Origin of the sequence: Phyllobacterium pellucidum, from assembly GCF_013327855.1 — a bacterium.
Lineage (GTDB): Bacteria > Pseudomonadota > Alphaproteobacteria > Rhizobiales > Rhizobiaceae > Phyllobacterium > Phyllobacterium pellucidum.
Genome location: NZ_JABUMX010000002.1, coordinates 861,980 through 877,539, shown reverse-complemented (window position 1 = coordinate 877,539; position 15,560 = coordinate 861,980). Strand labels below are relative to the sequence as shown.

The window sequence follows — 15,560 nt, the reverse complement described above, 5'->3', positions numbered from 1 at the left end:
ATGCCGCATTTGAGGAGACGGCCATGGATATCGGTCTGACGACCATCAGCGAACAGGACATTGCCCGGCATCTGGCGGTGGCGCAGGCTATGGTGACGCGTTTTGTCTCTCTTGAGACTGGCGAGGGCAAAGCCGGCACCGAAATCGCCGGAACGGGCCGACGTTTCGTTCCTACCATTTCGACCGGTGGTCTGCGGAAGACGCGCGAAGTGGAATTGGCAAAGTCGATCCAGTCCGTTCGACCCGACGACCCGATGCTGTCGATCGCGCAGCATACATTGCTGTTTCGCGCCCGCCGAGGTGTCGCCGTCGCGCTTGCGGTTGCCGATATCTTCGGGCGTCAGAGCGATCTTGAGAGCCTTGGTGCCCGCAATGCGTCAGCACCACTGCAGGGCGAGGAGGCGAGCCGCTTCAAGCGGCTTTTGTCGGCTGCAGCTTACGTAGCGGCATTTGCACTGTCGGCCTACCTTGCGCAGTTTGTCGAATCCGATGCGGAACCCGTCAGCGATATTACCGAACCCGATTTCAATTTCGATACGGCGCAGGATGCGCTGAAATCGGTAATTGCCGGGCTCGACAGGACGATCTCTGGCGCCAGTGACGAACAGGCCATGCTCTCGCGAGCGAAGGCGTTCGCGGCGCAGTCGATCGAAGGACTGCTGCGTCGCAAGGCGCGCTTCGATGGCCTGGGCAATTTCGAAGACACACATTTGCGGCTGGACACCGATGATTTCACGCTCGACGGTTTCGACGTTGCGCCATCGAAGAAGCGCACGCCGCTGACAATGACTTTCAAGAAACCCGATGAAGTCGTCGGCAATCACATCGCCAAGTTCCAGGCGCTGAAACTGTCAAAAATGCTGATGGCCTATGATTTCGACCGGCAGCTCAATCCCTTTGTCGAGCTTGGCGGATTTCTCTTCACTTTTATCGGCGACGGCGCGCCGGGTACGGGCAAGACGACGCTCATCCAGATGATTGCCGGCCTCGTCAACGATTACTGCCAGGTCGCGGACTATCCCTTCCATTATGAGAATTTCGGCGTCGACCAGATTTCGTCCTATCAGGGCAAGTCGGGGCAGAACTGCAAGCAGTTCGTCACCAATGTGCTCAACCCGCGCGCCATCGGCTTCGGGACGATCGATGATATCGACCAGGTGGCGGCAAAGCGCTCCGATGATCGCGCCTCGTCCGGCCAGCACGAAATCACCGGTGTTTTGATGGAGGCATTTTCCGGCGCCTCGACCGTTGTGCGGGGCAATTGCGCGTTCGGTATGTTTTCCAACTACCCCGAGAATGTCGACGATGCGCTGCGCCAGCGGGCAGGTGCCCGGTGGCTGGTGGACGGCCCACAATCCCGCGACGACTATATCGACATTTTTGCGCTGCTCGCCGGCAAGAATCATAAGATTCCGCTAGGCGACCACAAGCTCTTTGAGGCACAGCAGATCGAACGCGCTGTCGAGACCGCCTATGATCAACTTTCGGAGCCACAGGAGGACGGGCTTCGCTCTGTATATGACCGCTTCATTGCCGAAAACGGTGCGCCGGAGACCCTCGCCGATATCGGCACTTACCTTCATATGATCAAGGAGCGCGAACCGCGCTTTACCGGCCGCGCCATCAAGAATGTCACCGATGCCATCAAGATGCGGGCGATGGATGTCGAGTTACCTGACGAATGGTTCGAGAAACCCGAAACCTTCATGCACAAGGGTTATGACGAGAAGAAAGCGATGATCGAGGAATTGCGTAAGCCGTTCACGATGGAAATGGTGCTGCAGGAAACCAACCGCTATGCGGATTCCGAGTTCCGCTACGCCGACAAGTCCGATGATGCTGCCGTGGAAAAAATGGTCCGCGACGCGAGGCTGCGGGAGCGAGCGGTGCGCGAAGTCGAGACCTTGAAGGCGAAAGGACAGTGGGATGTTTAGTCTCGCGTCGCTTTCAGGCAAAGCCGATCACCCCACTTGTGGGGAAGATGCCCGGCAGCGCAGGGGGGTATGATCGGTGGATCTGCTCTACGAAAACGAACTGATCTATGGCCGCCTGCTTAACGTAGACCATCCGCATCTGATCGAACGCTACAATCGCGCGCTCGCAGCCTTTGGTTTTGCCGCAACGCAGCTCAGTGCCTTCAATATCGACCGCACCGGGTTCTCGCCGGAAATTGCCGCTGAACTGAAGGACCCGTCCTATCTCGATCCGAACGGCGTCAATCGCCGCTTCATCATCCTTACGCCGGCGCAGGCCGACCTTCCAGTCGTCCACACCCAGTTCTCCAACACATCGCAGTTGATGTATGAGTTCTTTTCGAACAATGCCCGCGCCATCAATGCGCTGACGATAAAGGACGTCATCTACGGGGAGATCGAAGACTCGGTGTCGGTGGTCAACGATATCGAGGATTTGCTTTCGATCAATCAGGTGGAATTCCGGGTGCTTTCGGCCGAAAATGTCATGGGCCAGGCAGCGGAACTGCGGCTGCTCGTCGACCGGCTGCAGAACGAGCCGGACGCATGGCGCGACGATGCCATGATCACGCGCATGGTATCGCTTGCCAAGGTCACTGGAGACATACGCGAGAACTCGCTCGTGCCCGACAAGGTGATCTTCCGCCACCGTGCCTATTGGACCAGCCATTTCGGCGGCACATATGTCTTCGTCGATGACAACACTACGACCGTCATCGGCGATCCCTCGGCACCCGGCTTTCGCCGTTCGCGCCCTTGGCAAGTGAACTATATCTCGATCCGGGATGCCGAAGCGGTTTTCCAGTTTCTCGCAACGTCCTCACGTCTTGAATTGCCGCGCGCATCCTGGATCGAACAGTCCGGATACCTCGAAAATCGCGGTGAGATGGTCATCCGCCATCTCATCCAGACGCTGGAACCCGACCGCGACTTGCGCAACATCGACCATATCTGGCTGCAGACCTGGATCCACGCCAATGCCGCTTCAATCAATCATGACGGCATCTGGCCGTTCCTCAATGCCGCCAAGCGCGAGATCAGCCAGACCGGCCAGCTCAACATGGCGGAGATCGAGCCGAAGCGACGGTTCCTCGTCGTACGTGCCGCACCGCGCCACGCCGACGCCTGGCTCGTCAATCAGTTGATCAGCGATTTCGTCCCCTTTGATTTCCTCGCCCGCTATGTCTTTAACAAGCCCGGGTTCTATGCCGACTACCAAACGTGGAACCCGGCCTATCAGGAGCACGTCGTCGACATACTCAAGGCGAAGTATCTCAAGGACAAGGAAGGGTTGCGAAAGAAGATGTACGGGTTGTCGTAGTTTTGTAAATGAGACGATCACCTGCCTCATGGCAACGGTGTTAATTCGCAACGCAACATTGTCCGCACCTTCAAAACCGCCTATGTGAGAAGCCTGAGGGGCTGGACAAACGGCTCTATGGACTTGAACAGTAACGAGGAAACAGGATGCTCGAGCCCGTGATCAATTTTTTCAGCCGTTTGTTTTATTATATCGGGCGTGGGATCGGTTTTCTGATCGGTCTTATACTCTGGCCCTTCATCTGGATCGGCAAATGGTATGGTCAGCGCGGCCTCATTCTAAAGGCTGTGCTTGGCGTTCTGGTCCTGGTCTGGTTGGGTCTCTACGGCTATTTCTTCTACAACACGCAGGTCTGGACCAATTTCAATCCCGACTACGTCAATGTCTATGATTTCAAGAGCCGCAACGTCCCCGCGGGCGAGCCGATAGCGCAGGCGGCTGCAACCGGCGCAAAGACATGCGCACGTTCGGCAATCGTCGAAGTGACGGCCGATCTGACCGACTTCAACGTGAACCAGAATGGATGGATATCATCCATGCTGCTCTATAAGCTCGGCTTTTTCGGCAAGGATTGGGACGACACGCCCTTCATGGACAACAAGGCGTCGTTCCAGCGCGGCATCAACAATGCGGTGCGGCGTACCGCGGTCGAACTCGTCGATACGCTCGGTCGTATCCGCGGCACGTCGCAGATCGATGCAGACCTGCAGAAGGCCCGCGGCAACCTGCAGTTTGCGGAAGATTCCTGGTATTTCGGCCTCAATCCATTCGGTCCCAAGACGCCGACGCCGAGCTATTATCGCTCGGCCGTGCGCGACTTGCGCACGTTCAACGCCAAGCTTGAGAGTTGCAACGCCATCTTCGATGCGCGCGCCGACAATCTCATCCAGTTCATCGACCGCATCGCCAACGACATCGGCGGAACTTCCGCCATTCTCAAGGACAGATCCGAAAACAATAATTACGGCTGGTTTGATTTCCGCGCCGACGACCGCTTCTGGTTCGCCTACGGGCAGCTCTATGCCTATTACGGTCTCATGAACGCCGCACAGGTCGACTTCAACCAGGTTCTGCAGGAAAAGCATCTGGCACCTCTCTGGGACGGCATGGACGGACAATTGCGTTCGGCGCTCAACATCAAGCCGTGGATCATCGCCAATGGCAGCGAGGGCGGCTGGCTGTTGCCGAACCATCTGACGACGATGGGTTTCTACATCCTGCGAGTGCGCTCAAACCTTATCGACATAAAGCAGGTGCTGCAGCAGTAGTGGACTTGGCTTGGTAAATTGCTATATTTGATGCTGGAGTGACGGCGAGCTTTTCGCCCACCCTCTTTCCTGGTTAGTTGAATTGGATCCGGATGGTCACTTGCCAGCGATTCCGGATCCTTTTCACGACCAGGGTGATGCTAAACGGCAAACTCCGCATGAGCATACACCTCCAAGTTTGATGGCAAGGCTGTTGCCTCAGTCGGAAAAGCCTATCCTGTCCGATACGCCGCTGGCCCGGCGCGGGTGCTTCTGCCTTCAACTCTCAAGTCATGGAGCAAATCGTCCGCGTTCACCACGCATGCACGGTTGTGCGTCGTGAGGTAGGCAGTTGAGGGGTCAGACTGGCAAGGCCGACGATTCCTTCACCTCTTCCATGACCGCGTAGGTGTGCGTTTCGCGCACTCCAGGCAAGGAAAGAAGGGCATCGGACAGAAACCGCCGGTAGTGCTCCATGTCGGCGACGCGGGCCTTGATCAAGTAATCGAAGCCGCCGGCGACCATATGGCACTCCATTACATCGGGGTTGCGGCGCGTGGCTGCGGCAAAGGTAGCAAATACGTCCGGCGTCGTGCGGTCGAGCTTGATTTCGACAAAGACCAGCATTGCGCGGTCGAGCTTTTTGGGCGACAATTTTGCCGTATAGCCAAGGATATAGCCATCGCGAGTCAGGCGCTTTACCCGTTCGGTTGTGGCCGTTTGCGAAAGGCTGATACGCTCGGAAAGTTCAGTGTTGGAAAGGCGGCCGTCCTTCTGCAACTCGCGCAAGATCCTGCGATCCAGGCTATCCAGATTCTTCATCACTAAATTATACCTCTTTTTTGGTCTTTTTCATCAAATATGTGTCACTCATTGGTGAGAATGACCAAGTAGAATAGATTATATGGGAAAAATCAATAAGGGGACCGTGATGACCGTTCAAATGCCCACAACCGATGATTTTTCCGCGCCCTACGCGGTCGACGACCAGGAACTCGTCGCCAGCCTTCTGAAGACGATTGCGCTGCCGGAGGATGTTAACCGCCGTATCGACGCACGCGCCAGCAGATACATCGCCACTATCCGCAAGGAAGCGCGCGGCATTGGCGGCGTCGAGGATTTCCTGCGCGAATACGGCCTGTCGACCCGCGAGGGGCTGGCATTGATGGTGCTCGCCGAAGCGCTGCTGAGGGTTCCAGACGCTGCGACGCAGGACAAGCTGATCGAGGACAAGCTCAAGCAGGGCCATTGGTCGGAACACGAGCCGAGCGGCGACACCTGGTTTGTCTCGGCTTCCGCGTGGGCGCTGGGTCTCTCCGCCAAGGTCATCAAGCCGGGCGAGACGCCGGAAGGCGTTATCTCATCGCTGGTCAAGCGCATCGGCCTGCCGACTGTTCGTACCGCAACCAAGCAGGCGATGCGCTATCTCGGCCACCACTTCGTTCTCGGCGAGACCATCAAGGATGCCCTCAAACGCGCTAGCACCAACGAGGCGAAGGGCTACCGCCACTCGTTCGACATGCTGGGCGAGGGCGCGCGCACCCGGAAAGACGCACGCGGCTATTTCAAGTCATATGCCGATGCGATCGACGCCATCGGCCGCGCGACAGGCAACAAGAAGCTTCCCGACCGCATGGGCATCTCGGTCAAGCTTTCCGCGCTGCACCCGCGCTACCTCGCCACACATCACGACCAGGTCATGGCTGAGCTCGTGCCTGACCTGTTGGCGCTGGCGCAAAAGGCGAAGTCCTACGATCTGAATTTCACTGTCGACGCCGAAGAAGCTGACCGGCTCGAACTTTCGCTCGATGTGATAGACCGGGTTTTCGGGGATCCCTCTCTCGCAGGCTGGGACGGATTCGGGCTCGCCATCCAGGCCTACCAGAAGCGGGCGCTCGACGTTATCGAGCATGTAGACCGCCTAGCGGCCCGGCACGGCCGCAAGATGATGGTGCGCCTGGTCAAGGGCGCCTATTGGGATACGGAGGTCAAGCGTGCGCAGGAACGCGGGCTCGCCGACTACCCTGTGTTTACGCGCAAGCCGGCGACAGATGCGTCTTATCTTGCCTGCGCCAAGCGGATGCTGGCCGCGCGACCGCGGCTCTTCCCGCAATTTGCTACCCATAATGCACTGACGGTCGCGATGATTCTGGAAATGGCCGGTGACGACAAGACCGGTTTCGAGTTCCAGCGCCTGCACGGAATGGGTGAAAGCCTTTACAAGCAGATAACCGAAAAGGGCGACAAGATCGCCTGCCGGATCTACGCGCCGGTTGGTGGCTATCGTGATCTCCTTGCCTATCTTGTGCGCCGGCTCCTCGAGAATGGTGCCAACTCTTCCTTCGTTTCGGTCGTCGGCGACAATGACATTCCGATTGCCGATCTCCTCGTCCGTCCCGCAGAGAAGCTCAATGACGGCAAGGGCTACCGGCATCCCAACATTCCGTTGCCGCCGAAAATCTATGGCAAGCGCGCCAATTCGGCCGGCGTCGAACTTGGCGTGCGCACGGAACTTGCGGCGCTTCTCGGCGGTATCGCCAAGGCGTCGCGCTCTGTCAACGCCGTTCCGCTCATCGATGGGTTGAAGCCTTGGGGCAAGGCGCAGGATGTGATCTCGCCGGTCAACGGCGCGAAGGTCGGCTCGGTCGTGTTTGCCACCGCAGAAGAGGCTGGAAAAGCTGTTACGGTTGCGCGCAAGGGTTTTTCCGCTTGGTCGCGCGTTGCTGTCGATGCGCGTGCGAAAATGCTGGAGCGGGCCGGCGACCTGCTTGAGGACAACCGGGATCACCTGCTCGATCTGCTTTCGCGCGAGGCAGGCAAGACAATCGATGACGGCATTGCCGAAATTCGCGAGGCAGTGGATTTCTGCCGCTACTATGCCGCCGAGGCGCGCCGGCAATTCGGTGCCGACAAGGTCATGCCGGGACCCACCGGCGAAGACAACAAGCTTCGTCATCGCGGCCGGGGGGCGTTCGTCTGCATCAGCCCGTGGAATTTCCCGCTGGCGATCTTCCTCGGTCAGGTAACCGCAGCGCTGGCCGCGGGCAATAGTGTCATTGCCAAGCCTGCCGAGCAGACGCCGCTGATCGCCTACGAGGCAGTTCGCATCCTGCACGAAGCCGGCGTGCCGAAGGACGCCGTGCTCTATGTGCCGGGCGATGGCTCGGTCGGCGCGGCCTTGACCTCGCATGCCGAGATTGCCGGCGTTGCGTTTACGGGTTCGACCGATACGGCCTGGGCAATCAACCGTGCCCTTGCCGCCAAGAAGGGGCCGATCGTTCCGCTCATCGCCGAGACCGGCGGGCTTAATGCCATGATCGTCGACGCCACGGCCCTGTCGGAGCAGGTAACGGACGATGTGGTGATGTCGGCTTTCCGGTCGGCCGGCCAGCGTTGTTCCGCACTGCGCATCCTCTATCTCCAGGAGGACATCGCCGACAATATGCTTGAGATGATCGAGGGCGCAGCCAAGGAGCTTACCGTTGGCGATCCGTCTTTGCCTTCGACGGATATCGGGCCGATTATCGATGACGACCAGCGCAAGATGCTGCGCGATCACATAGCGGCCATGCGCAAGAGCCAGAAGGTGCATTATGCCGGCGAAGCCCCGAATGACGGGCTGTTCTTTGCGCCGCATATTGTCGAGCTCGATCGGCCGGAAGTGCTGGAGCGCGAGGTTTTCGGACCTGTGCTCCACGTCGTGCGCTGGAAGGCCAAGGACCTCGACAGGGTGCTCGACCAGATTGCGTCGACCGGCTATGGCCTAACCTTCGGCTTGCACACCCGCATCGAGTCCACCGTGAACAAGGTCGTGGATCGGCTCGACGTCGGCAACGTCTACGTGAATCGCAATACGATCGGCGCCGTCGTCGGTACGCAGCCCTTCGGCGGGTCGGGTCTCTCCGGTACCGGGCCAAAGGCTGGCGGGCCCGCCTATCTCGGACGTTTTGCGCTTGAGCAGGTCGTTTCCGTCAATACTGCCGCGGCCGGCGGCAATGCCAGCCTGATCGCCATGGGCGAATAGGCAGCGGCAAAATCGATGCCAATGGGGATAGTACGATCGGACTATCCCCATTTTCTTCCCGGAATGCTATTTGATGAATAGCAATATGGGGGGAATGCGATGACTGTCGTCAAATCCGATATTGAGATTGCCCGTCACGCGGCAAAAAAGCCGGTCGTGGAAATCGGTGCGAAGATCGGCATTCCACCCGAGCACCTCGCTCCCTACGGCTATGACAAGGCCAAGCTTTCAGCAGAATTCATTCGCTCCAAGCGGGGGGACAGGAATGGCAAGCTCATTCTTGTAACGGCCGTCAGTCCGACACCCGCAGGCGAGGGCAAGACCACGACGACAGTCGGGCTCGGCGACGGTTTGAACCGCGTCGGCAAGAAGGCGATCGTCTGTATCCGCGAAGCGTCGCTCGGCCCTTGTTTTGGCACCAAGGGAGGTGCGGCAGGCGGCGGCTATGCGCAGGTCATTCCAATGGAAGACATAAACCTGCACTTTACCGGCGATTTCCATGCGATCACCGCTGCGCATAACCTCCTCGCGGCGATGATCGACAATCATGTCTATTGGGGCAACGAGCTTAATCTCGATACGCGCCGCATCACCTGGCGTCGGGTGATGGACATGAACGACCGCGCCTTGCGCGACATTGCGACGTCGCTCGGCGGTGTCGCCAACGGGTTTCCGCGCGAGTCCGGCTTCGATATCACGGTCGCCTCGGAGGTCATGGCCATTCTCTGCCTCGCCACCGACCTTGCTGATCTCGAACAGCGCCTCGGTGAGATCATCATCGGCTATCGCTTCAACAAGACGCCGGTCTATGCGCGCGACCTCCAGGCGGACAAAGCCATGGCCGTGCTTCTGAAAGACGCGATGCAGCCGAACCTCGTGCAGACCCTGGAGAACAACCCCGCTTTCGTGCATGGCGGTCCCTTTGCCAATATCGCCCATGGCTGCAATTCAGTGGTCGCGACGACGACGGCCTTGAAGCTTGCCGATTATGTGGTGACCGAAGCCGGTTTTGGTGCCGATCTCGGGGCCGAGAAATTCTTTGATATCAAGTGCCGCAAGGCCGGCTTGAAACCTGCTGCCGCCGTCATTGTCGCAACCGTCCGGGCGATGAAAATGCATGGCGGCATTGCCCGCGAGGATCTCGGCCGGGAAAACATCTCAGCCGTCAAGGCGGGATGTGCCAATCTCGGCCGGCATATGGAGAATGTCAGGCAATTCGGTGTGCCCGTCGTTGTCGCCATCAATCATTTCACCGCCGATACGCAAGGCGAAATCGATGCGCTGAAGGCCTTCGTCGCCGCCCACGGCGCCGAGGCTGTGCTTTGCCGCCACTGGGCCGAAGGCTCGGCCGGCATCGAGGAACTCGCGCACAAGGTTGTCGCACTTGCAGAAAGCGGATCGGGGCAGTTCTCTCCGCTCTACGAGGATGAACTCCCGCTCTTCGACAAGATCGAAACCATCGTCAAACGCATTTACCGGGGTGCCGAGGCCGATGCCGATTCGAGCGTGCGCGACCAACTCCGGCAATGGGAAGATGCGGGCTATGGCAATCTGCCGGTGTGCATGGCCAAGACCCAATACTCCTTTTCGACCAATCCCCATCTCAGGGGCGCGCCGGTCAATCACGTGGTGCATGTGCGCGAGGTCCGCCTTGCTGCCGGCGCCGGCTTCGTCGTCGCCATCTGCGGTGAGATCATGACCATGCCGGGATTGCCGAAATCGCCCTCCGCGGAACGTATCCATCTCAATGAAGACGGATTGATCGAGGGGCTCTTCTGATAATCCGCGAAAGCCCTCGCGTTTTTGCAGTTGCAAGCAGCCTCGGCTGCCGCTAACAATCAGCGCATGAATACGCACGTTAACAACACTGGTTGGTGGTGGCTCCGCTCTTAGCGGCCGCACAGCCTTTTGCATGCGTAAAGGGAACAGGGCCGCAACGGGTTTTCCGGGCGGCCTTTTTGTTTATCGCCAGAAGCCCCCAAGGCCAAATGCAACGAGACGGAGAACAAGATGCATAGAATTGAGGGCGACGTCGAAATCTTCGACACCAAAGGCGGCATAACAATTTCGCGCCAGCGCATCGGCACGGCCTACGCCAGCGCCATCGATAGCTACGTGGATGCCCTGGACGAGCGCCGCGGCGCGGTGTTTTCGTCCAACTACGAGTATCCCGGGCGCTACACACGTTGGGATACAGCGATCGTCGATCCGCCCGTTGTCATCACCTCGAATGGCCGGCATATGACCATCGAGGCGCTGAACAAGCGCGGCGAGGTCCTTCTCGTTGCCATCGGCAAGACCGTTGCGGCACTGGAAGAAGTATCGGTTGCTGCCACGAGTGCCACAAAGATAGAGCTTGAGATAGCGCTGCCGACCCGTCACTTCACGGAGGAAGAGCGCTCGCGCATTCCGTCAGTCTTTACGGTGCTGCGTGCCATCGTCGGCCTCTTCTTTACCGAGGACGACGCAAGCCTCGGGCTTTACGGCGCTTTCGGCTATGATCTCGCCTTCCAGTTCGATCCGGTCCAGTACAAGCTGAAACGGCCTGACGACCAGCGCGACCTCGTGCTTTATCTTCCGGACGAGATTCTGGTGGTCGACCACCATGCGGCGAAGGCATGGCTCGATCGTTACGACTACGCCTTTGACGACCTTTCGACCGAAGGCTTGTCCCGCGAAACCGAGTCAAAGCCGTTCAAGCCGACCGCCACGATACCGGGCCGGGGCGATCACAATCCGGGCGACTATGCCGAACTCGTAAAAAAGGCCAAGGAGAGCTTCAAGCGCGGCGACCTCTTCGAGGTAGTGCCGGGCCAGACATTCTATGAACGCTGCGAAACCTCGCCGTCGGTCATTTCGCGGCGTCTGAAGGCAATCAACCCGTCGCCCTATTCGTTCTATATCAACCTCGGCGACAACGAGTATCTGGTCGGTGCTTCGCCCGAAATGTTCGTGCGCGTCGTTGGTCGCCGCATCGAGACCTGCCCGATATCGGGTACGATAAAGCGCGGCGAGGACGCGATTGCCGATTCCGAGCAGATCATCAAGCTGCTCAACTCGAAGAAGGACGAGTCCGAGCTGACCATGTGTTCGGACGTCGACCGCAACGACAAGAGCCGCGTGTGCGAGCCGGGGTCGGTCCGCGTCATCGGCCGGCGCCAGATCGAGATGTATTCCCGCCTCATTCATACGGTCGACCACATCGAGGGTCGTCTGCGCGAGGATATGGATGCGTTCGACGGGTTCCTCTCGCATGCCTGGGCGGTAACTGTTACCGGAGCGCCAAAACTCTGGGCAATGCGCTTTATCGAAGAAAACGAGCGCAGCCCGCGCGCGTGGTATGGCGGGGCCATCGGCATGGTCAGCTTCAACGGCGACATGAATACGGGGCTGACGCTGCGCACCATTCGCATCAAGGATGGCATTGCGCAGGTTCGCGCCGGCGCAACCCTGCTTTTCGATTCCATTCCCGAGGAAGAGGAGGCCGAGACCGAACTCAAAGCCTCGGCAATGATCGCCGCGGTGCGGGATGCGCACAAGACCAACATTCTTGCCGAGGAGCGCGCCGTGGCGCGCGTGGGCGAGGGCCTGCAGATCCTGCTCGTCGATCACGAGGATTCCTTCGTGCACACATTGGCGAATTATTTCCGCCAGACCGGGGCAACCGTGACCACGGTTCGAACGCCGGTTCCGGATGAGATTTTCGACCGGATCAAGCCTGATCTCGTCGTGCTCTCGCCGGGACCGGGCACGCCGGAGGATTTCGACTGCAAGGCGACGATCAAGAAGGCGCGCAAACGTGAGCTGCCGATTTTCGGCGTCTGCCTAGGCCTTCAGGCGTTGGCAGAAGCCTATGGCGGTACGTTGCGACAGTTGCACGTGCCGATGCATGGCAAGCCCTCGCGCATTCGCATTACCAAGCCGGGCAAGGTGTTCTCGGGCCTTCCGAAGGAAGTGACGGTCGGCCGTTATCATTCGATCTTTGCCGATCCGGTCCGGCTTCCGGACGAATTCGTCGTCACGGCGGAAACGGAGGATGGTGTTATCATGGCGTTCGAGCACAAGAGCGAACCCATTGCAGCGGTGCAATTCCATCCCGAATCCATCATGACACTCGGCCACAATGCTGGTATGCGCATGATCGAGAATGTCGTGGCGCATCTGCCGCGACGCGCCAAGGAACGCGCTGCCTGATACGGGCAGCGAAGCAACGAGCAGCTTGAGCATGAGCCAAGAAACTACAGTTCAGCGACTGGCGTTCTGGTCGATCATCATCGGCTGCACTGTGCTGGCGTTGAAGTACGTCGCTTACCACGTGACCGGCTCTGTCGCGCTTTATTCCGATGCGCTCGAATCGATCGTAAACGTCGTTGCGGCCCTGGCGGCCTGGTGGGCGATCCGCGTCAGCCATATCCCTGCCGACCGGAATCACCCTTACGGTCATCACAAGGCCGAGTATTTCTCGGCTGTGCTCGAAGGCGCACTGATCATCGTGGCTGCACTCTTGATCCTGCGCGAGGTCTGGTTCGCATGGCAGACGCCGAAGACGCTCGACCAGCCGTGGCTCGGTCTTGCCATCAACGGCGGCGCGTCTGCCATCAACGCCATTTGGGCGACCGTTCTCATCAATCGCGGACGTATCGCGAAGTCGCCGGCGCTCCTTGCCGATGGCAAGCATCTGATGACCGACGTCGTCACGTCGGTCGGTGTTTTCGCTGGCCTGGTGGGTGCAGTTCTTACCGGCTGGACGATCCTCGACCCGCTCCTTGCCGTAATCGTTGCTGTCAATATCCTGTTTCAAGGCTGGAATGTCATCGGCAATTCGGTGCAGGGGCTTATGGATATGGGTGTTGCGACCGAAGAGACGATCCAGATCCGCGACGTCATTTCTGCCAATGCCGGCGGCGCACTCGAAGTACACGACCTGAAGACCCGCGTTGCCGGCCGGGTAACGTTCATCGAGTTTCATCTCGTGGTCGATGCCAAGATGAGCGTCGGCGACGCCCACGTGATCTGCGACCGGATCGAGAATGCCCTGATGGAACAAATCCCCGAGGCCAGCGTCGTCATTCATGTTGAACCCGAGGACGAAGCCAAGCTGCCAATCGGAACGGCCGCCGTTCCCTTTGCCTGATATTTCCATCCTTTCCAGGAGCGTTTCGATGAACGACAGTCCCGTGCGCATGAAGTCGGTCGAGCTCCTTTCTGATAATTGGGGCACGCTGAAAAAATATACCTACGACATGGCGCGGCGCGACGGGCGCATCGAAGAGCACAAGCGCGAAGTCTACGATCGCGGCAATGGCGCGGTGGTGCTGCCCTATGATCCCTCCCGTGGGACGGTGCTGCTCACCCGCCAGTTTCGCCTGCCGGCCTATGTGACGGGACACGATCCGATGCTGATCGAAGCCTGCGCCGGGCTTCTCGACGACAATGATGCTGAAACGACCGCGCGCAAGGAAACCGAAGAGGAACTCGGGTATCGCCTGCGCGACATCGAGCGTGTCTTCGACGTGTTCATGAGCCCTGGCAGCGTTACTGAGCGGCTGGTCTTCTTCGTCGCCGTCTACGACGCTTCGGACCGCATCTCCGATGGCGGCGGGCACGAGGGCGAAGGGGAGGACATCGAAGTTCTGGAGATGACCCTCGACGATGCGCTTGCTCGGGTGGAGCGCCATGAGATAGTCGATGCCAAGACCGTCATGCTGCTCCAGCATGTCAAGCTGAGGGGTTTGATCGGCTGAATTGCCGGAAATCGATGCACGACCGCAACAAAATGTAACGGACTGTTTCAGTTCGTCATGATTTCGTTACAATTATGTTGACATAGAGCAGGTGCTTGGGCGAGTGATTGCCCAGCAATGCGAATTCATCTTGATGCGACGCAGGGGGCGTACGTCAGGGAACATAAATTGGCGGGACGCATCAATTCCAGTTTCTGAGAATCGAGCGCCAATAGGCATGGCAGCGCCCAGCGGACGACCGCGGCTGTTTACAATCTTGGTTAACCTTTAACTTTTAGGATTAACTTATGGGTAAACCGTATCTCTACGCACTCATCGCAGGCCTTTCACTTGTTGCTGCGGCCCAATCGGCGCACGCAATCGGGATAGCGGATTGTGAGAAACCGCAATCCGGCAAGGCCGAGGTGCGTTCGAACGCGGTTGATCCGACGCCCGACATCGATAAGAATACCGCTGCCGATGCCTGCTCGCAAAAAGGCAAGGCCATGCCAGCGATGCAGATCAAGGCGACGCCGGTCAATACGCTCACAACAGGTGGGGCCACGATCTTGAACAAGGCGATCAAGGGTGAAATCATTCCGCAAAGCGACGGTATGCTTCATGCCGATCTTCCATTCAAATACCGCATCTATCGCCCCGACGCGCCGAACGGCGATACGCTTGTGCTTCTCCATGGTTCTGGGCAGGATGAAACGAGCCTCGTTTCCTTCGGCGCCAAGATCGCGCCGAATGCTTTGCTCCTCGCCGTGCGCGGGCGTGTGGTGCAGGACGGTTCCAACCGATGGTATCGCCGTCTAACCCCGATCAGCTTCGACCAGAAGGATATCCGCTCCGAGGCGAAGGCCTTTGCCGATTTCTTCAAGCAGGCGGCGCTGCAATACAAGATCGATCCGAAGCGCACGACTTTCCTCGGCTATTCCAACGGCGCGAACCTCGTCAACGCGGTGATGATGCTTTATCCGGACATCGTCAAACAGGCCGTGCTGTTGCGCTCGATGCCGGTTCTGACTGGATCGACCGAGGCGAACCTTGCCAATGCCCGCGTCCTGACGGTTTCGGGCGCCACGGACCAGCTTTATGCGCCTTATGCGCCGGCACTCGAAGATATGCTGCGCTCGCACGGCGCCCGCGTCGAAGCTCGTTCGATCAAGTCCGATCATGGCCTCGGCAAGGAAGACGTCAAGGTCGTCAGCGAATGGCTGTCCGGCATGACGGCCCAGCTCAAAAAGAACTGATCCGCTCGAAACTCAT

Annotated in this window: 10 protein-coding genes; 9 read left to right on the top strand and 1 reads right to left on the bottom strand. The window is 58.8% G+C overall.

Translation table 11 applies throughout. The features are described 5' to 3' along the window. The first annotated feature begins 23 nt into the window (after window positions 1-23). From HQ945_RS12250 to HQ945_RS12240, 3 genes are all read left to right on the top strand, one after another. Window positions 24-1,934, top strand: coding sequence for an AAA family ATPase (locus HQ945_RS12250; protein ID WP_113280821.1), 1,911 nt, complete (start codon window positions 24-26; stop codon window positions 1,932-1,934). A gap of 76 nt (window positions 1,935-2,010) precedes the next feature. Next, on the top strand, window positions 2,011-3,294 hold the full coding sequence (locus tag HQ945_RS12245) for a DUF6638 family protein (RefSeq protein ID WP_113280820.1): 1,284 nt from the start codon (window positions 2,011-2,013) through the stop codon (window positions 3,292-3,294). Window positions 3,295-3,440: 146 nt separating this feature from the next. Beyond that, complete coding sequence (locus HQ945_RS12240) at window positions 3,441-4,562, top strand: DUF2333 family protein (protein ID WP_027233469.1); 1,122 nt, start codon at window positions 3,441-3,443, stop codon at window positions 4,560-4,562. Between the two features lie 339 nt (window positions 4,563-4,901). Here the strand turns inward: HQ945_RS12240 and HQ945_RS12235 are convergent, their stop codons facing one another. Then, window positions 4,902-5,363, bottom strand: a complete 462-nt coding sequence (locus tag HQ945_RS12235; protein WP_027233468.1) for an Lrp/AsnC ligand binding domain-containing protein — start codon at window positions 5,361-5,363, stop codon at window positions 4,902-4,904. A gap of 109 nt (window positions 5,364-5,472) precedes the next feature. Here HQ945_RS12235 and putA point away from each other — a divergent pair, with 109 nt between their 5' ends. The 6 genes from putA to HQ945_RS12205 all read left to right on the top strand — a co-directional run bounded on the left by putA (window position 5,473) and on the right by HQ945_RS12205 (window position 15,544). Beyond that, window positions 5,473-8,565, top strand: a complete 3,093-nt coding sequence (gene putA, locus HQ945_RS12230) for a bifunctional proline dehydrogenase/L-glutamate gamma-semialdehyde dehydrogenase PutA (protein WP_113280921.1) — start codon at window positions 5,473-5,475, stop codon at window positions 8,563-8,565. 99 nt (window positions 8,566-8,664) lie between these two features. Further along, on the top strand, window positions 8,665-10,344 hold the full coding sequence (locus HQ945_RS12225; protein ID WP_113280819.1) for a formate--tetrahydrofolate ligase: 1,680 nt from the start codon (window positions 8,665-8,667) through the stop codon (window positions 10,342-10,344). 231 nt (window positions 10,345-10,575) lie between these two features. Next, window positions 10,576-12,759, top strand: coding sequence for an anthranilate synthase (locus HQ945_RS12220; RefSeq protein WP_174208118.1), 2,184 nt, complete (start codon window positions 10,576-10,578; stop codon window positions 12,757-12,759). A 31-nt stretch (window positions 12,760-12,790) separates the two neighbouring features. Further along, window positions 12,791-13,699, top strand: a complete 909-nt coding sequence (locus HQ945_RS12215) for a cation diffusion facilitator family transporter (RefSeq protein WP_027233464.1) — start codon at window positions 12,791-12,793, stop codon at window positions 13,697-13,699. 28 nt (window positions 13,700-13,727) lie between these two features. Continuing rightward, window positions 13,728-14,309, top strand: a complete 582-nt coding sequence (locus HQ945_RS12210) for an NUDIX domain-containing protein (RefSeq protein WP_113280817.1) — start codon at window positions 13,728-13,730, stop codon at window positions 14,307-14,309. Window positions 14,310-14,596: 287 nt separating this feature from the next. Further along, window positions 14,597-15,544, top strand: coding sequence for an alpha/beta hydrolase (locus HQ945_RS12205; RefSeq protein WP_245273700.1), 948 nt, complete (start codon window positions 14,597-14,599; stop codon window positions 15,542-15,544). The last annotated feature ends 16 nt before the right edge of the window (window positions 15,545-15,560 follow it).